The 17,753-nt window shown below is 64.3% G+C and carries 14 protein-coding genes and 1 other RNA gene; 6 read left to right on the plus strand and 9 right to left on the minus strand.

Going from position 1 to position 17,753, the window contains the following annotated elements; all coding sequences use genetic code 11:
* Positions 1 to 8: 8 nt before the first annotated feature.
* Positions 9 to 2,597, minus strand: a complete 2,589-nt coding sequence (locus tag AB843_RS17430) for an ATP-dependent helicase (RefSeq protein WP_048648153.1) — start codon at positions 2,595 to 2,597, stop codon at positions 9 to 11.
* Between the two features lie 307 nt (positions 2,598 to 2,904).
* On the opposite strand from AB843_RS17430, the gene AB843_RS17435 reads away from it, so the two are divergent.
* The gene (locus tag AB843_RS17435) at positions 2,905 to 3,474 is read left to right on the plus strand and encodes a glyoxalase superfamily protein (protein ID WP_048648154.1); all 570 of its coding nucleotides are present in this window, start codon (positions 2,905 to 2,907) and stop codon (positions 3,472 to 3,474) included.
* A gap of 328 nt (positions 3,475 to 3,802) precedes the next feature.
* Positions 3,803 to 4,693 (plus strand): dienelactone hydrolase family protein, encoded by an 891-nt coding sequence (locus tag AB843_RS17440; protein ID WP_048648155.1) that lies wholly within the window; start codon positions 3,803 to 3,805, stop codon positions 4,691 to 4,693.
* 26 nt (positions 4,694 to 4,719) lie between these two features.
* Here the strand turns inward: AB843_RS17440 and AB843_RS17445 are convergent, their stop codons facing one another.
* From AB843_RS17445 to AB843_RS17455, 3 genes are all read right to left on the minus strand, one after another.
* Entirely contained in the window at positions 4,720 to 4,950 is a 231-nt protein-coding gene (locus tag AB843_RS17445; RefSeq protein ID WP_244468014.1) for a hypothetical protein, read from the minus strand.
* Between the two features lie 158 nt (positions 4,951 to 5,108).
* Positions 5,109 to 6,743, minus strand: coding sequence for a chloride channel protein (locus tag AB843_RS17450; protein WP_048648156.1), 1,635 nt, complete (start codon positions 6,741 to 6,743; stop codon positions 5,109 to 5,111).
* 29 nt (positions 6,744 to 6,772) lie between these two features.
* On the minus strand, positions 6,773 to 7,279 hold the full coding sequence (locus tag AB843_RS17455) for a thioesterase family protein (protein WP_048648157.1): 507 nt from the start codon (positions 7,277 to 7,279) through the stop codon (positions 6,773 to 6,775).
* 241 nt (positions 7,280 to 7,520) lie between these two features.
* Here AB843_RS17455 and AB843_RS17460 point away from each other — a divergent pair, with 241 nt between their 5' ends.
* Together AB843_RS17460 and AB843_RS17465 are read left to right on the plus strand one after the other, a co-directional pair.
* Complete coding sequence (locus AB843_RS17460) at positions 7,521 to 8,939, plus strand: FAD-binding oxidoreductase (RefSeq protein ID WP_048648158.1); 1,419 nt, start codon at positions 7,521 to 7,523, stop codon at positions 8,937 to 8,939.
* 93 nt (positions 8,940 to 9,032) lie between these two features.
* A complete protein-coding gene (locus AB843_RS17465; protein ID WP_157384546.1) occupies positions 9,033 to 12,878 on the plus strand; it encodes an AsmA family protein in 3,846 nt (1,281 codons plus the stop codon).
* Positions 12,879 to 13,206: 328 nt separating this feature from the next.
* Here AB843_RS17465 and AB843_RS17470 read toward each other — a convergent pair whose 3' ends face one another.
* From AB843_RS17470 to AB843_RS17485, 4 genes are all read right to left on the minus strand, one after another.
* Positions 13,207 to 13,440 carry a ribbon-helix-helix domain-containing protein gene (locus tag AB843_RS17470; protein WP_048648159.1) on the minus strand — a complete coding sequence of 78 codons (234 nt, stop codon included), beginning with the start codon at positions 13,438 to 13,440 and terminating at the stop codon, positions 13,207 to 13,209.
* Complete coding sequence (locus tag AB843_RS17475) at positions 13,437 to 13,634, minus strand: DUF4169 family protein (protein WP_048648160.1); 198 nt, start codon at positions 13,632 to 13,634, stop codon at positions 13,437 to 13,439. The genes AB843_RS17470 and AB843_RS17475 overlap by 4 nt, the downstream gene beginning before the upstream one ends.
* Before the next feature lie 22 nt (positions 13,635 to 13,656).
* Entirely contained in the window at positions 13,657 to 14,217 is a 561-nt protein-coding gene (locus AB843_RS17480; protein WP_048648161.1) for an SspB family protein, read from the minus strand.
* Positions 14,218 to 14,303: 86 nt separating this feature from the next.
* Positions 14,304 to 14,990: a TetR/AcrR family transcriptional regulator gene (locus AB843_RS17485; protein ID WP_048648162.1), complete on the minus strand. Its 687-nt coding sequence runs from the start codon at positions 14,988 to 14,990 to the stop codon at positions 14,304 to 14,306.
* 287 nt (positions 14,991 to 15,277) lie between these two features.
* On the opposite strand from AB843_RS17485, the gene AB843_RS17490 reads away from it, so the two are divergent.
* On the plus strand, positions 15,278 to 16,483 hold the full coding sequence (locus AB843_RS17490) for a multidrug effflux MFS transporter (RefSeq protein WP_048648163.1): 1,206 nt from the start codon (positions 15,278 to 15,280) through the stop codon (positions 16,481 to 16,483).
* 122 nt (positions 16,484 to 16,605) lie between these two features.
* Here AB843_RS17490 and ssrA read toward each other — a convergent pair.
* Positions 16,606 to 16,971: a transfer-messenger RNA gene (gene ssrA, locus AB843_RS25055) on the minus strand.
* A 152-nt stretch (positions 16,972 to 17,123) separates the two neighbouring features.
* Between ssrA and AB843_RS17495 the strand changes: the two genes are divergently transcribed.
* Complete coding sequence (locus tag AB843_RS17495) at positions 17,124 to 17,435, plus strand: DUF2853 family protein (RefSeq protein ID WP_048648164.1); 312 nt, start codon at positions 17,124 to 17,126, stop codon at positions 17,433 to 17,435.
* Positions 17,436 to 17,753 lie beyond the last annotated feature (318 nt).

The raw sequence follows: 17,753 nt of genomic DNA on the forward strand, positions 1-17,753 counted from the left end.
AAAATGCCCTAGACACGCTCGACATAGCCATCCAGAACGCGTTTCTGGCCGGCCTTGTCGAAATCGATCGTCAGCTTGTTGCCGTCGATCCCGGCCACATTGCCATTGCCGAATTTGAGGTGGAACACCCGGTCGCCGACCTTGAAGGAGGAGGGCGTGTCTGAAACCGAGCGTGCAACCAGCTCGCCGTCGATGACGCGGCCTTTCACCGAGCCGCGGCCGGCGCCATAGCCCGAATCGGCCTCGCCATAGCCAATGCGCTCGACCTGGTGGCCGGAGCGTGTTCCCCAGTTGCGGTCCGTCGCCTCGGTGCGGTTCCTCTGCGCCCGCTGCCAGCCGGGCGTGGCATAGGTGTTCGAGAACGCACCGGCATCGTCGAAGCGCGACTTCCCGTATGGGTTGGGCCGTCCAGGCCCGGAGCCGGCACCGTAGCCGCCATAATTGCCGCTGTCCTCGGCGACGTCGACATGGGCCTCGGGAAGCTCGTCGAGGAAACGGGAGGGGATGGTGGATTGCCAGAGCCCGTGAATGCGCCGGTTCGACGTGAACCACAGGTGCAGGTTCTTCTTGGCGCGCGTCAGGCCGACATAGGCTAGGCGGCGCTCTTCCTCGAGGCCGGATCGGCCGCCTTCGTCGAGCGCGCGCTGGTGCGGAAACAGGCCTTCCTCCCAGCCGGGCAGGAAGACGGTCTCGAATTCGAGCCCCTTGGCCGAATGCAGCGTCATCAGGCTGACGGCGTCCAGGTCCTCATGCTTTTCGGCATCCATGACCAGCGCCACATGTTCGAGGAAACCGCGCAGGCTGTCGTAATCCTCCATGGAGCGGATCAACTCCTTGAGGTTTTCCAGCCGGCCGGGTGCTTCGACCGAGCGGTCGTTCTTCCACATGTCCGTGTAGCCGGATTCCTCGAGGATCGTCTGCGCCAGCTCCGTGTGCGGCGTGTTTTCCAGCAAGCCCTGCCAGCGTTCGATGCTCTCGGCGAGGTTGCGCAGGGCGGCGCGCGGCTTGGGCTTCATCTCCTCGGTGCCGACCAGATCGCGCGCGGCCTGGAGCAGGGTCACCTGACGCATGCGCGCCACGTCGTGAACCTGGCGGACGCTGGCCTCGCCCAGTCCGCGCTTGGGAACGTTGACGATGCGCTCGAAGGCAAGATCGTCGGCCGCCTGCGCGACGATGCGGAAATAGGCCAGCGCATCGCGCACCTCCATCCGCTCGTAGAAGCGCGGGCCGCCGATGACGCGATAGTTGAGACCGAGCGTGACGAAGCGGTCTTCGAACTCGCGCATCTGGAAAGACGCACGCACCAGGATCGCCATGTCGTTCAGCGCATGGCCCCTGGCTTGCGCCGCCTCGATCTCCTCGCCGACGGCGCGCGCCTCCTCCTCCGAATCCCAGGCCGCGTGGACGCGCACCTTGGCGTCGTCCGGGTCGCTGTGGTCGGTGAACAACGTCTTGCCGAGGCGCCCTTCATTGTGGGCGATCAGATGCGATGCCGCGCCGAGAATATGCGCGGTGGAGCGATAGTTGCGCTCGAGCCGGATGACGGTCGCGCCGGGAAAATCCTTCTCGAAGCGCAGGATGTTGTCGACCTCCGCGCCGCGCCAGCCATAGATCGACTGGTCGTCGTCGCCGACGCAGCAGATGTTGACTTTGCTTTCGCTCACGGTCCGTCCTGAAACGGACCCCTCCGCGAGGGCGGCCTGACCGGCCGACGCCCGGTCGGGCTTGCGGCCTTCGGCCGTCTGGCGCCCGGCATCCGGCCGCTGGGCGAGCAGGCGCAGCCACATATATTGCGCGGTGTTGGTGTCCTGGTACTCGTCGACGAGGATGTATTTGAACTTGCGGTGATAATCGGCGAGCACATCGGGATTGTCGCGCAGGATGCGGATCGGCAGGCACAGGAGATCGCCGAAATCGGTGGCGTTGAGCGTCTTCAGGCGCTCCTGGTAGGCGGCGTAGAGTTCACGGCCCTTGCCGCCGGCAAAGGCGCGCGCGTCACCTTCGGGGATTTCCTTCGGCGCCAGGCCCTTGTTCTTCCAGCCGTCGATCATCTGGGCGAACTGGCGCGGCGGCCAGCGCTTGTCGTCCAGGCCCTCGGCCTGGATGATCTGCTTGATCAGCCGGATCTGGTCGTCGGTGTCGAGGATGGTGAAGGACGATTTGAGGCCGGCCAGTTCGGCGTGGCGGCGCAGGATCTTGACGCCGATCGAGTGGAACGTGCCGAGCCAGGGCATGCCCTCGATGGCTTCGCCGACCAGCGCGCCGATGCGCATCTTCATCTCGCGGGCGGCCTTGTTGGTGAACGTCACGGCGAGAATCTGCGAAGGGTAGGCGCGGCCGGTGGCCAGGATATGGGCGATGCGGGTGGTCAGAACGCGCGTCTTGCCGGTGCCGGCGCCGGCCAGGACGAGAACCGGCCCTTCGGTGGTCTCGACGGCCAGGCGCTGTTCGGGGTTCAGCGCATCGAGATAGCGCGATGGCGCGGCGCGGGCGGCCATGGCGCGCGCGGCAATGCCTGACGGTTTCGGCGCAGCCGGAGCATCCCGGGCCGGCTCGTCCTCGTCGAAGAATGGAATATCGTCAGGAAATCCGGACATCGCTTCTGCATATGGTGATTCGGGGGGCTGAGCCCAAGGATGTTTTCTATTTGTACCGGTTTGCGGGCAAGGAACCAAGAGGTCGCCGACTGTTCATTTGCCGGCAAAAGGGAAGGCGGGGCGGGATTGACCCCGGCGGCGAAATTGCCGATGTTTTGCGCCGGCCGGGCGCAGCCGGCAGTCCGCGCTCCTGACGGAGCATGGCGAATGCGCCCTCATTCCTTTCCAAGGCTCCTTTCGTGGGCGGCGAAGGCATCGGCAATGCGGACACTGATCGTTTCTTTCGCCGCGATGAAGGACCTGGAACATGCGTACATTCATGGATTCCCCGGCGATGGCGAAAGCCACGCGCGAAAATCCCAAGGCGATGGCGAAAGCCATGCGCGAAGCTTTGGCCGACCGGGATATGGCCATTTCGCACAGCGAGGCGCTGGAAATCGTTGCCCGGCAATTCGGCTTCGACAATTGGAACATCCTTGCGGCGAAATTGAACGAGGGTGACGGCAAAGAGGCGTGGCTCAAACCGGCCATCCCGATCTTCCGCATCTTCGATGAGGCGAAGGCGCGCGAGTTCTACCTGGATTTTCTCGGCTTCAAGGTGGATTGGGAGCACAGGTTCGGGCCGGACGCGCCGCTCTACATGCAGGTCTCGCGCAGCGATCTCATGCTGCATCTGAGCGAGCATTCGGGCGATGCGACGCCTGGCGGCAACGCCGTGGTCTTCGCCTCGGGCGTCGAGGCGCTGCACAAGGAACTCGCCTTGCGCAACTACAAATACAATCGCCCGGGGCTGGAAAAGCAGGAATGGGGGCTCGAGGTCGGGGTGATCGACCCGTTCGGCAACCGCCTGCGCTTCATCGAGCGCGAGGACAAATAGCCGTCAGTGCTCTCGACGATGCGCTTGCGTTCATCTTCGAGCCGCTTCAGCCGGGCAATGCGCGCGCCTCGATCAGGTGTTCGCGCGCGATGCAATCGGCGCTTTCACACGGCTTCTGGGGATGCCCACGCGTTCAAAAATGTTGTCCGATCGACCACATGATGCAAACCACCGTCATTGTGTTGGCGACCGTACAGGCCAGATTGCGGCGAACGATAAGGACGCAGGCGGCAGGCGCTCGTTTCACGAGGCTGTGAATGGACGCGGGCGCTCCGCGCCTTACCTTGCCTTGCGGCGGGAACCGACAACGAGAATGGGAGCGTTTGCGATGCAGGTAAAGCCGGAGAAAACCCCGAAAATCACCCAGGCGATGATCGACGCCTATGACGAATACACCCATCTGACGCTCGACCGCCGGGCATTCATGAATCGGCTGACAATGCTGGCCGGCTCGGGTGCGGCGGCGGCCGTCATCGCACCGATGCTGGCGGCGCGTTCCGCGCATGCGGCAATGATTGCCGAGGACGACGAACGACTGACGGCCGAGGATATCACCTATCCCGGCGACGGTGGCGATATGATGGGCTATCTGGTGCGACCTGCGGGAGGCTCGGACAAGCTTCCAGCCGTGATCGTCATCCACGAAAACCGCGGGCTCAACCCGCATATCCGCGATGTCGCGCGGCGCATGGCGCTGGAGGGCTTCGTCGCGCTGGCGCCCGATTTCCTGTCGCCCGACGGTGGCACGCCGGACGACGAGGACAAGGCGCGCGAGATGATCGGCGCGCTGGATGCCGGCAGCACGGTCGGCAACGGGATCGCCACGGAGGCGTTCCTAGCCGGCCACGACGCGAGCAACGGCAATGTCGGCGCGGTCGGCTTCTGCTGGGGCGGCGGCCTGGTCAACCAACTCGCCGTCAACGCCGAAGGGCTGGACGCCGCCGTTGCCTATTACGGGCGACAGGCGGACGCGGCAGACGTGCCGAAGATCAATGCGCCGCTGCTCTTGCACTATGCCGGGCTCGACGAGCGCATCAATGCCGGCATCGAGGCGTATCGTGCCGCGCTGGAAAGTGCGGGCAAGACGTTCACCATCGAAGTTTACGAGGGCGTCAATCACGCCTTCAACAACGATACGTCCGAAGCGCGCTACGACAAGGAAGCCGCTGACCTCGCCTGGCAAAGGACGGTGGATTTCCTGAAGGCAAATTTGGCTTAGCTTTGTCCCGAGGCGCTGCCGCGCCCTCAGCCAGCCCCGTAGGGATAGGGATCATAGCCGGAGAAAATGCGCTTCTGGCGGGCGCGACGAACGATGGCACGGATGAAGATGAGATCGATGGGGATTGGCCGGTGCGCCCGCTCCAGCCCATACAACTCGTCGTCCAGCGATTTCAGCGCGCGCCAGAAATCATAGTCGCTGATCTCGGCCGAGCGGGCGAGACTGTCCGACAATTCCCTGGCTTCCGGGTTCAGCAATGTTTTCCTCGCGCCGACGAATCGCTGTGATGCTTGCGCAAAACCGTCGGCCCGGAGGCATGGCGCCTTCAAGCGGGCGACATGGTTAAAGTTGTGCAAAGACGGCTATGGTTAACGCGTCGTGACCACGGCTGACCTCTGCCAAGCCGTCAAAAAACCTAACGGTGCTCTTCCTCGCTGAGCTCGACCAGCGCCTTGTTGAACGAGCGCAGGGCGCGGACGTGGCTGGCGAAGGCGATGACCTTGCTGTGATCGGCCGGATCGACGACGGGCAGCCGGTCATGGCCGCCCTTGTCGAAGGCGCGCAAGGCCGCTTCGAGCGTATCGGTCGGCTTGAGCGCCGGTGCGCCGGTTTCGGGATCGTAGGTGATGGGGGCGGCGTCCTCATCGAGGACCTCCATGAAATCCATCACGCGCGTGACCTGGCCGAGCGCGCGGTGCGGACCCTCGACGAGGAAAAGCCCGCGCATTTCAAGTTGCCACTGAAACCAGGAATGGCCGTGGATCGCCTGGGTAATGCCATGCGCGACGGCCACCGTCAGAAGCAGGGCGATCGATATTTCGTAGCCGCCGGTCAGTTCGAAGACGATGACCGTGGTGGAGATCGGCGCGCCGAGAACGGCACCGGCCACCGCGCCCATGCCGAGGATCGCGTATAGCCCCTCGCTGGAGGACATGGTGGGAAAGACCGAGGCGGCGATGACGCCGAAGGCGCCGCCGGTCAGCGCGCCGAGGAACAGCGCCGGGGAGAAGATGCCGCCGCCGAAGCGCATGGCGAGCGTGATCGCCGTCGCCGCGGTCTTGACGACGATCAGCGCCAGCATGATGGCCAGCGGCAGATGGTTCCACAGCGCCATGTCGGTGATCTCGTAGCCGACGCCCAGCACTTGTGGGAAGAACACGGCGATGCCGCCGACGACGATCCCGCCGGCCAGCGGCCGCGTCCACAACGGGATATGGATGGCGCGCGCCGCATATTCGGCGGCGAACAGGGCGAATTGGAACAGGATCGCCACGACCGCCGCCGTGATGCCGAGCAGCGCGAAAGCCGGAAACTCCCAGAATGAGGTGATCTGGTGTGTCGGCACCAGGAAAGCCGCGGCGCTGCCGAACCACAGGCGCGAAACGACAGCCCCCGCCGCAGAGGCGATGACGATGGGCACGAAAGAGCGCATCGCGTAGTGACCGAGGATCACTTCATGGGCGAACAGGACGCCGGCGATGGGGGCGTTGAAGGAGGCGGAGATGGCGGCGGCGACGCCGGCGCCGAGCAGGGTGCGGCGGCACCATTCGGGCAGGTTGGCCCGCCAGGCGATGGCCGTCGCCAACACGGCACCCAGATGCACCACCGGTCCCTCGCGGCCGGCGCTGGCGCCCGAGCCGAGCGACAGGGCGGTGACGAAGGCCGACAAAAGGCCCTGGCGCAGCGACAGCTTGCGGCCGGAAAGGGCGCGTGCCTCGATGACGTCGGCGACAGCGCCCGTGCGCCGCGCCTCCAGCCGGGTGAGCAGCAGGCCGACCAAGAGGCCGCCGACCGTCGGGCCGGCCATGATCCAGTACCAGGGCAGCGAAAGGGCAGCCGTGAAGACCCGTTCGGAACGCGTGCCCAGCCAGAACAATTGAAAGACGCCGATCAATTCGCGGAAGACGATCGCCGCGACCGCGACGCCGAGACCGAGCAGCAATGACAGCGTCCAGATGAGCGGCAACCTGGCCTTGACGAAAGCGTCGAGATTGGGCTCCACCCAGGTCCAGACCACACGCGGCAGGCGCTGGAGCAGCCGGGCAATCATTTTTGCGCGGGTCAGGAGCACAACTTGCCTCACCGGCGCTTAATGGCGATGGCCCGGCCGGCCTGTTTCGGCCGGGGCAGGGATGCATGCAGGGCGCGCATCGCCTCGACGCGCTCAAGGACATCGGCGGGGAAGGGGGCGACCCGAGGGCCGCCTTTGGGGCCGCCCCGGGGACCACCCATGTCGATGTGCAGGGTCAGGGTCTCGCAGGTCGCGGCAAGCCAGCCTTCGTCCGCATGGCGCAGTTCCTGAAAGGCATGCAGGCGCTTCTCGTCATGATCGAGCAGTTGGAACGTGGCGCGCAGGCGGTCGCCCAAATGCAGTTCGCGGACATAGCAGACATGGATTTCGGCGGTATAGGTGGTCAACCCGCGTGTCGCGGCATAGCGCGGTCCCATGCCCAGCTCGGCGGAGACCACGTCGCCGGCGCGGTCGAACAACACCGTATAGTAGGCCATGTTGAGATGGCCGTTATAGTCGATCCAGTCTTTCTCGATGGACATCACACCGGAGGTGTGGGGTGCTCGATCGGGCATCGTTGTTCCGTTTAGAGTCCCGGCTATCGCCGGCGCAGTTTCAGGCGGACGGCTGGGACTTCCTAAACCAGAAAGCGGCTCCATTGAACCATCATCATGGCCTATCTTTTTGTTTAACCGCGATCTTTTCCAAAAAATCGAGTTTCGAGCTTCATCGAGCATGCATAAATACCGGGGATTCGGATAGAAGGGACAATCGGCCCGATAGAACAGGGTTGGACAAGCCAATCGGAGGATATTCATGGCGCTCGCTGAATTTGAACGGGTGGCCCGCAACGAGGAGGGCATCGCCGCCGCGCTCGCCATTCTGCGCCAGCGCTATGGCGAGCGGCTCTTGACGGGCCATTCGGTGCGGGAACAGCATGCCCATTCGACCAGCTATATTCCTCCGCAACTGCCCGACGGGGTCTTCGCGCCGGTCAATGTCGAGGAAATACAGGATGTGGTGCGGATTTGCGCCGAGCACCGGGTGCCGATCATTCCTTTCGGCACCGGCACGTCGCTGGAGGGGCATGTCAACGCGCCGGGCGGCGGCATCTCGCTCGACCTGATGGGCATGAACCGCATCCTGTCGGTCAATGCGGAGGATCTCGACTGCACCGTGGAGCCCGGCGTCACGCGCGAGGATCTGAACCATCACCTGCGCGACACCGGGCTGTTCTTCCCCATAGACCCGGGCGCCAATGCCAGCCTTGGCGGCATGGCCTCGACGCGGGCGTCTGGAACCAACGCCGTGCGCTACGGCACGATGCGCGAGAACGTGCTCGGCCTGACGGCGGTGATGCCCGACGGCCGGGCGATCACCACGGCGCGCCGGGCGAAGAAGACGTCGGCGGGCTATGATTTGACGCGGCTGATGATCGGCGCCGAGGGAACGCTCGGCATCATCACCTCGATGACGCTGAAACTGTACGGTATCCCGCAGGCGATCTCCGGCGGGGTCTGCTCGTTCCCTGATGTCGAGCGCGCCTGCCAGGCGGTTATTGCGACCATCCAGATGGGCGTGCCGGTGGCGCGCATCGAATTCGTCAACGCCCTGGCGATGAAGGCCATCAACAGCTACGCGCAGCTCGACTATCCCGAAAGTCCGTGCCTGTTTCTCGAATTCCACGGCAGCGATGCGAGCGTCAAGGAGCAGGCCGAAACCTTTGGCGAGATCGCCGGTGAATTCGGCGGCGGGCCGTTCCAGTGGACCAGCGTTGCCGAGGAGCGAAACAAACTATGGAAGGCGCGGCACAATGCCTATTGGGCGTGCCTGACGCTCAGGCCCGGCACACGCGGCCTGTCGACCGACGTCTGCGTGCCGATCTCGCGGCTCGCCGAGTGCATCGTCGAGACGGAAGCCGACATTGCCGAGAACGGCCTGCTGGCGACGGTGCTCGGCCATGTGGGCGACGGCAATTTTCATGTTCTGGTCCTAATGGACATGCATGATCCGGTGGAGATCGAGCAGGCGGAGGCTTTCGTCGCGCGGCTCAACCGGCGGGCGCTGTCGATGGACGGCACCTGCACCGGCGAACATGGAATAGGGCAGGGCAAGATGCGCTTTCTGGAAGAGGAACTGGGCGGGGCCGTCGATGTGATGCGGGCGATCAAGCAGGCGATCGACCCGCTCGACATCATGAATCCGGGCAAGATCATCGGTGCAAAGCGCCCATAAGGCGAATTTGTGCGATCATGGTCGGTAACGGCCTTATCGCCCGTGAAATCGCACCACCCTGCGGGATGACCGGCAAACCTTGAGGAGAAGCAACTGGCCCGTCTTTTTGTTTTCTTCGGTGGATTGGTGGTCCTGGCGCTGACGGCGGCGCTGGTGGCTCCCTATTTCATCGACTGGAATCACTACCGCTCCGCGTTCGAGCGCGAGGCGGGGCGGGTGCTTGGCCGCGATGTCAGGGTCGAGGGCACGGCGCGGGCGCGGCTGTTGCCGTTTCCCTCGCTGACTTTTACCGATGTGGTGGTGGCGGGAGAGACGCCGGATGCGCCGGGCATGACGGTGGAGGAATTCTCCATGGACGCCGAGCTGGCGCCTTTCATGCGTGGCGAGGTGCTGATCTTCGACATGCGCCTGGTGCGGCCGTTCGCGCACATCTCCATCGCCGCCGATGGCGGCATCGACTGGGCGGTGCGCCCGTCGAGCCCGTTCGATCCGCGCCAGGTGACGCTCGAAAAGGTCAACATCGTCGACGGGTCCGTGGCGCTGCGGCACGACGCCAGCGGGCGGGCGCATACGCTGACAGACATCAACGCGGAACTTTCGGCGCGCACGCTGGCCGGCCCCTGGCGCATCGACGGGACGCTGGCCGTCGACGACATGCCGCTTGCGCTTTCGGTTTCCACCGGCAGTGCCGATGCCGACGGAACGATGCGCCTGCGCCTGGAAGCCGTGCCAAACCATGTGCCGATCAGGATTTCCACCGATGGGCAGGCCCGCATGGAAGATGGGGCGGCGCACTATGAGGGCAGCTTCCTCCTCAACACCTATGCCGCCGAGGAAGTGGCCAAGCTGCGCGGCAGCGAGGGCGAGACCTTCGCCCTGCGCGACACGGTGGCGACCAATCGGCTGTCCGGCCGCTTCGATCTCCAGCATGACCGCCTGTCGGTCGAGGAATTCCGTTTCGAGACCGGGCCGCCCGATGCGCCCTATCGCGCCGAGGGCCGGGCGAGCCTGGAACTGGGGGCCGCGCCGCGCTTCGCGATCGCCGCAGACGGCGCGCAACTGCGCTTCGAACCGGATCAGGAGGCGAACGGAGCGATTGCCGGTATCGATCTGGAAAAGCGTTTCTCGGCGTTTGCAAAGACGATCGCCGCATTGCCCAGCCCGACGATTCCCGGACAGGTTTCGATCAGCCTGCCGGCGATCGTCGCCGGCGATACGACGATCCGCAACATTCAGCTCAGCGCGCAGCCCACCGATGGCGGCTGGCAGGTCGGTTCGGTGGCCGCCACCTTGCCGGGGCGCACGCGCTTCGAGGCAAACGGATTGCTGACGACGCGCGAGGCGCTGGCCTTCGACGGGCATATGCTGCTGGCGATCGGCCAGCCTTCTGGCTTTGCCGCGTGGATATCGCGCGACGTGGACGATGCGATCCGCCGCCTGCCGGCGGCCGGGTTCAGCGCCGATGTGGCGCTGTCGGGCGCCGCGCAGCGCTTCGAGGCGCTGGAATTGATGCTGGGCGACGCGCGGTTCAATGGCAGCCTGGAGCGCCGGCAGCCGGCCGATGCGCGTCCGTCGCTGGCCCTGACGCTTGACGGCGAGGCGCTCGATCTGGAAGGCATTCGCGCCTTCATGTCGCTGTTCGTCAGCGACACTGGGATCAACCGGCTGGCAGGCCATGATGTCGATTTGAACGTCAAGGCCGGGCCGGTGACGGCGACCGGCATGACCGCGCAGACGCTCGACAGCGCGCTCAGGCTGCGACAGGGCGTTCTGGAGGTGGACCGGCTGACAATTGGCGGATTGGCGGGGGCGCAACTCAGCGCGACGGGCCAAATCCGCGATTTCGCCACCGCGCCGACCGGCAAGATCGACGCGACGATCCTGTCGGCGGACTTGGCTGGCCTTGCAGGTATGCTGGCCGAACGGTTTCCGGACAATCCCGTTTTGACCGGGATCGCCCGGCGAACGCTGGCCTTTCCGGGGCTTCTCGCCGATTCCGAGATCAACCTGGTCGCCAGCGCGGCCGACAATGGTGACGATACGGTGGGATTGGCCATCAGCGCCGAGGGCGTTGCCGGCGGCACCGATCTGGGTTTTTCCCTGTCCGACAAGAGCCCGCGCGGCGCGCTGCCCGACGGCGCGTTCAAAATGTCGCTGACGGCCCGCAATGACGACGCGGCGGTGCTTTACGGCCTTGCCGGATTGCCGGCCCTGCCGTTGGGGCTGGCCGGCGATGCGCGGCTCGAACTTTCCGCCGATGGATCGCTGGCCGACCGCGTCGCCACGCAGGTCAGCGTGACGGGAGAGGGGATGCGCGCCGGATTTGACGGAGCCCTGACTTTCGCCGAAAGCAAGCCGTCGCTGACCGGCAAGGCGCAACTGAAAAGCGACGACATCGAGACATGGCTGGCGGTGGCCGGCGTGGTCCTGCCGGGCTTTGGCCTCGGCATGCCGGTCGATCTCTCCGCCGAGCTCGAATGGAGCGATGCGCTGGCCGTGCTTTCCGGCTTGAAGGGAACCGTGTCGGGCAGCGATCTTTCCGGTGACCTGACAGTCTCCGTTGACGGTGGCAAGCCGCATTTCGACGGGGCGCTCGAACTGTCGCATCTCGATCTGGCGCCGATGGCCGAACTGGTGCTCGGCACGGAGGTGTTTTCCGGCGAAGACGGTGACGCCTGGCCGGAGGTGCCGTTCGGCCAGGACGTTCAGCTTCCGTTTTCGGCCAGCCTGGACCTGCGCGCCGATGCGCTGTGGGCGGGTTTCTGGGCGGGAGCGCAAAATGGCGCGCTGAAGCTGCGGCTGGACGAAGAAGGGCTGGCGGTTTCCGACATGAAGGCGGCGATTTACGGAGGCACGATCGATGGCTTTGCCACGCTGCGCAACAATGGGGGGACCGGTCTTTTGTCGGCGCAATTGGGGCTCGACCAGGCGGCGCTCGACGCGCTGATGCCGCAGGCAAGCCTGGCCGGCCGCATCAACGCGCGCGCCAGCGTCAGCGCCAGCGGCAAGACGGTCAACGGCATGGCCGCGGCGCTGTCGGGTTCCGGTTCGGCCGTCTTGAAGGATCTGGTGATCGATGGTCTCAACCCCGGCGCGCTTCCAGCGATCTTGCGGCGGGCCGACGAGGCCGGAAATGCGATCGACGCCGAGCGCACGGCGGCATTCGCCCCGCCGATTATTCGCGACGGCCAGTTCGTCGCCGAGGCCAGCGAACTCGCCTACGCCGTCGCCGGCGGGGTGGCGCGCACCCCGCCTGTCCGGCTGTCGGGCGATGGCGCGACACTGACCGCGGAAGCCTCCGCCGACCTGCGGGCGATGAGCGTCGAGGTTCGAGGGAGCCTGGCCTTCGACGCGGGCACCGAGGCGGTGATCGGCTCGGAGCCCGCCGTGGGGATTGAAACGCGCGGCGCGTTCGGCATGGCGCAAACGGAGATCGCCACGGCGCCGCTGGCGCAATTCCTCACCCAGCGCGCGCTCGAGCGCGAGCAGGTGCGCGTCGAGCGCATGCAGTCCGTCTTGCTGGAGCAGCAGCGCCTGCGCCGGGAGGCACGCTATTTCGTCGCGCTGGCCAATGAGCGCGAGGCGGCCGAGGCCGAGCGCCTGCGGCTCGAACGGGAGATCGAGTTGCAGCGTGAACGGGAACGCCAGGCGCGCGCCGAGGAGGAGGCACGCCGCAATGCGGCGGAAGAGGAGCGTCGGCGCGCCGAAGCCGAACGTGCCGCCCGCGAGCGCGAGGAAAGATCTCGGCGCGACACAAAACCTCAGGACCAGAGCGGGAGCGCCGTCGAGCGCGCACCGCTGCCGGCGCCGGGCGCGGATGGCGAGAAGGCCGACGGTCCTTCGGAAGGGGCCAATTCGCGCGACGCGGTATCGGAATTCTTCCGCGCCAAGAACCTGTCGAGCGACCGATTGCTGGAGCTTCTGGGGCCGAAAGAATGATCGCCCGCGGGGCTCGCGCGTGACCATGGTACACAACACAAGAGTTTGCCCCCTGCATTGACCTGGTGCGTGGTTCGACAAGCTCACCATGAGGGCGGTTGGACTTGGCAGGGAGCCTGATTTCGGGACGTGGCAGACGGGCTTTGCAGCCCTATACTCCCCTCATGGTGAGCTTGTCGAACCACTCACGACGCTGTTGCCGCACGATCAAACACGACCGAACTCGGTATGGGTTGTGTGCCATCGTTCCCGACAATGGAATACTCTATCTCGTTGTTTTTCCGCATTTATGCAGACGTCAGGTGATTCCACCTGACTGCACAATACTCTAATCCCGAGATAGACCGACGCGCTGCTTGACCTGTTCCAGCACGAAAAGTCTGAGCGCCGAGGACAAATTCGTGTCGTCGGGACGGTCATGGTCGATTTCGGCGACCACCGCGGCCAGCGCCTGGCCGCGCTCGGCGGCGATGCGTTCCAACTCCTGGAAAAAAGGCGTCTCGAGGGAAATGCTGGTGCGGTGACCGCGAATGCTGACCGAGTGTTTGCGGACGGCCGTCACGGCGCCTTGGGGCCCTTGGGCGGATCGAGGCGGTGGGCTTCGAACCGCGAGACGGACAGGGCCTTCTTCGCGGCCTCAAGGGTCGTCTCGGCCTTGCTGCGGCCATGCAGAACGCGGTTTTCAGCCGCGCGCCGTTCCTTCTCGTCGCGCGCCTTGCGCTTGCGTTCTTGGCGAAGGTTGACCAGGTCTCCCATCGTCACCTCTTGTGGCGGGTCGCTATTTTTTGCGAAACGCGTCCAGTGAAACCACTTCGGCACCCTTGCTGTCCGCCTTGCCGTCCGCCTCGTCATCCCCTTCGGGAGCAGCCTTGGGGCTCTTTTTCCTCCTGGCCGGCGCGGCAGGCTTGTCTTTGGCGGAAACCTCTCCCACGGCCGGGGCCGGCGGAACCTCTTCCAGGTTTGCCGGGGTCACGCTCTCGTCGGGGCGTACATCAAACTCCAGCTCGAAATTGACCGACGGATCGTAGAAGCCGCGTACGGCCGAGAAGGGAACGCTGAGCATCTCGGGAACGTCGGCAAAGGACAGCCCCACTTCGAAGCCGGTCTCGGTCACCTTCAGATCCCAGTACTGGTACTGCAACACGATCGTCATCTGTTCGGGATAACGTTCGCGCAGGCGGCTCGAAACGCGCACGCCGGGCGCTGTGGTGAGAAAGGTGATGAAAAAGTGATGCTCGCCCGGCAGGCCGGTGCGCGCCACTTCGGTCAGCACCTTGCGCATCACGCCGCGCAGCGCGTCCTGCGCAAGAATGTCATATCTGATGCGGTCTTCGGCCATTACTCGAACCGGTTGGAGTCACGATGCCCTACCTCTAATCAAGGACCGTGCTCAGGTAAACCGGCAAAAGACAACGCGGAGCGCGCTTATGCGCGCAAAGCGGTCTCGCGGCTCTGTTCTGCCCCGGCCTTCCGGCGGCCATAGGCGCGCAGGAAGGTCCCGACGGCGATGCTTGCGGAGCGGGCCAGTTCCTCGTCGCTCAACACCTCTCCGAACATGGAGGGGATCTGAAGATCGGTGAAGATGAGGGAAAAGAACTGGCGGGCAGCGACATCCGGATCGTCAATGTCGAGGAAGCCGGCAAAGGCGAGGCGGGCAAAGCGCGCCGCCAGCGCCGACCAGACCTTTCCGGGGCCGCCGATGCGCCAACTGGCAAACAGTTCCGGATGGCGCTCGCCTTCCATATGAATGAGCTTGCGCAGGAACTTGCCGTCGCGGTCGCAGACGCAATTGCGGATGAAGCGGATAGCGAAATCCGTCAGGTCGGCTTCCAGGTCGGCTGGATGATCGGGAAAAGTCCCCAAAACGGCGAAGGCGCGGGCGGTGCAGCGCTCGGTGATCTCGCCGACCACCGCAGCAAACAGCTTGTCCTTGTCGCCATAGTGATTGTAGATGGTTTGCCGCGAAACGCCGGCCTCGACGGCAATCAGGTCGATGTTCGCCCCGGCAAATCCTTCACCGCAGAACACGCGCGCGCCCGCGTCCAGCATGGACAAGCGCTTGGCCGAATGGCTGCGTGGCGGGAACGTGTCAGCAGACGTGATCGATCTCATAAAAAATTTATAAGCCTGATTGACGAATTGGACAAGTCTGTCTAAAAAAATAGTCGCTGCTGGGGAGAATTTTCGACATGGGGGATGTCGGATTCTTCATTTCCGGCTCGTGTCCTGCCCCAACAAACCGGTAGGTTTGGCTGGGACAAGCAGGCCACCAAACTATTGGATCTGGGGCAACTTTGCTTCAACTGAAATGAAGGCTCTGCATTCATTTCAATTGAAGCGTTGCACCAGTCCTGTGATTGGCGCCACGCGTCGGACATCATTTCTTGAAAGAGCAAGCCATGACATTCAGCTTCCTCCGCATCGCGGTCGTGCTCGGCCTTTTGACCGCCGTTGGTCCCTTCGCGATCGATATGTATCTCCCCGCATTGCCGACCATCGGCGCCGACCTCAACGCGGGCACCGTTCCCGTGCAGATGTCGCTGCTGGTGTTCTTCCTTTCCATGGGGTTTGCGCAAATCATCGTCGGGCCGATCTCCGACATGGTCGGCCGCAAGGCGCCTCTTTATATGGGGCTCGCCCTGTTCATCGTCGGCAGCGTCGGCTCGGCGCTTGCCGGCAGCATCGAGGTGTTGATCGCCTTCCGTTTCCTGCAGGGGCTCGGCGCCTCGGCGGGGATGGTGGTGCCGCGCGCGGTGGTGCGCGATCTGCACACGGGCACGGAAGCCGCCCGGCTGATGTCGCTTTTGATGCTGGTTTTCTCCATCTCGCCGATTCTGGCGCCGCTCACCGGCAGCTTCATCATCGAGGCGCTGGGCTGGCGCGCGGTATTCTGGTTCGTCACCGTGGCCGCCATCCTGGCGATCGTCCTTCTGGCGACGTCATTGAAGGAAACGCGGCCGGCAGAACAGCGCCAGGGCAGTTCGCTGCGCACGGCGCTGGCCGGCTATCGCTTCCTCATGGGCGACCGCAACTTCCTCGGCCTGACCTTCATCGGCGGTCTCGGCATATCGAGCTTCTTCGTCTATCTGTCGAGCTCGTCCTTCGTGCTGATCAACCATTATGGCCTGTCGCCGTCGCTCTACAGCGTGTTCTTCTCGCTGAACGCGGTGGCCTTCTTCACCATGTCGCAGCTCACGGGCACGCTCACCGAACGGTTCGGCCTACGCCGCGTGGTGCGGGTTGCCGTGGTGTCCTACGCGACGGTGATGGTGGCGATGCTCGCGGTGATGGCGACGGGGCAGCAGTCTCTGTGGGTGATGGCGTCGTTCCTGTTCGTCGGCTACGGCTTCCTCGGCCTGGTCATTCCGACCACATCGGTGCTGGCCATGGACGACCACGGCACGATCGCCGGCACAGCCTCGGCGCTGATGGGCACGCTGCACTTCGCCACGGGGGCGGCCGCCATGGCCGTGTCGGGGCTGTTCTTCGACGGGACACCCCTGCCGATGGTGACCAGCATCGCCGCCTGCGCGGTCCTGGCGCTGGCGTTGACCCAGCTCACGCTCGGGCGCGCGCGGAGCACCGAGCAGGCGCCGGCCGAGTAGTTCTGGACTCAACCATTCCGTGCAATTTGAGGGGCGGATTTCCGCCCCTTCTTTTTGACGAATGGGCGCAACGGAAGGGCACGAGAGCGTCGTGGGGCCGGGTATGGATGAAGCGGGGAGGAAGTGGAGGCTTCTGTTGCCAGGTGCCTCCGGACCCCGCTTAGACCTGCGACGGCCTAAGGCTTGATTTGAAGCTGTCGCACTGCATTAAGCAGCGAGACGTGCCTCCGCATAGTTGTCGTTGGCAACTATAAAGTTAGCCCGATAACGGTGGTACCATGCCGAGCGAAAGTCCGATCTTTACACCCTCGTCGATCCTGTTTCGCCCCCATCAGAAGCCGCCCTCGCACAGCGCGTTCGGCGGTTTCTGGTGGAGGCGCCGGGCACTGCCCCCGGGTCCGAATGGTTTATTTCACCGGCAGTTTATCGCCATAGTCGGACAAGCCGACGGGTCGAATATAGTGAGGCGGAGCTGCCAAGGAAAGAGGCATTCGGGGGAAAAGGGAATTCGGGATTGACTTGACGTCAAGCATTGCGGAATGTCTGCGCTGGTGTGGTGAAGTTCTGACCAACGTGCAGGTTGCATTGGTGGCCGAGGGGCGTCGGAACGGGTCCACGATCTGTAACGAGGGGAGAGATCATGGCCGATTATCTCGCAGATGTGCGCAAATACGATGCAACCGCCGATGAGGGCGCCGTCAACAAAATCGTCAAGCATCTCGGCATTGCCTTGCGCAACCGCGATTCGTCTTTGGTGTCTTGCAGCGATCCGAGCGAGCTCGATCGGGTGCGCGAAAAATGGTGCATGAAGAAATTCGGCGAGACGGATGCCGCCAAGTGCGATTCCGTGATCGAGAAGGTTTGCCAGACCATGTCCGGCGTTAATTCCAAGAGCCGCGTCACGTTCTATTACCTGGTGGCCAAGCACCTGGGGAAACTGTCCGCTCTCTAGAACGCGTCTATTCAAGCCTGCAACAGAGCGTCCGCGCCGATCCGGTGGGGCGCTTTTTTGTGGGCGATGCGACGATCGCGCAGAAATTGAGCGCGACGGCGGTGCAATGGCGGAGACGGCTCTGTATGGTCTGGGCGCGGCGGGGGCGTTTTCAGGAGCATATTTGTGAAACGCCGTACTTTTTTGATTTCATCCATTTTCACCTTGCCCGCCCTTTCAGCCACCGTGTCCGAAGCTGCACAGAAGAAGGGCGTGACATTTTCGGCCACGCGCGCCGAGCAGGAAACCACCATGGCTTTTGAACTGCCGGACCTGCCT

The sequence above is a fragment of the Nitratireductor soli genome, from assembly GCF_001050155.1.
Classification (GTDB): Bacteria; Pseudomonadota; Alphaproteobacteria; order Rhizobiales; family Rhizobiaceae; genus Nitratireductor; species Nitratireductor soli.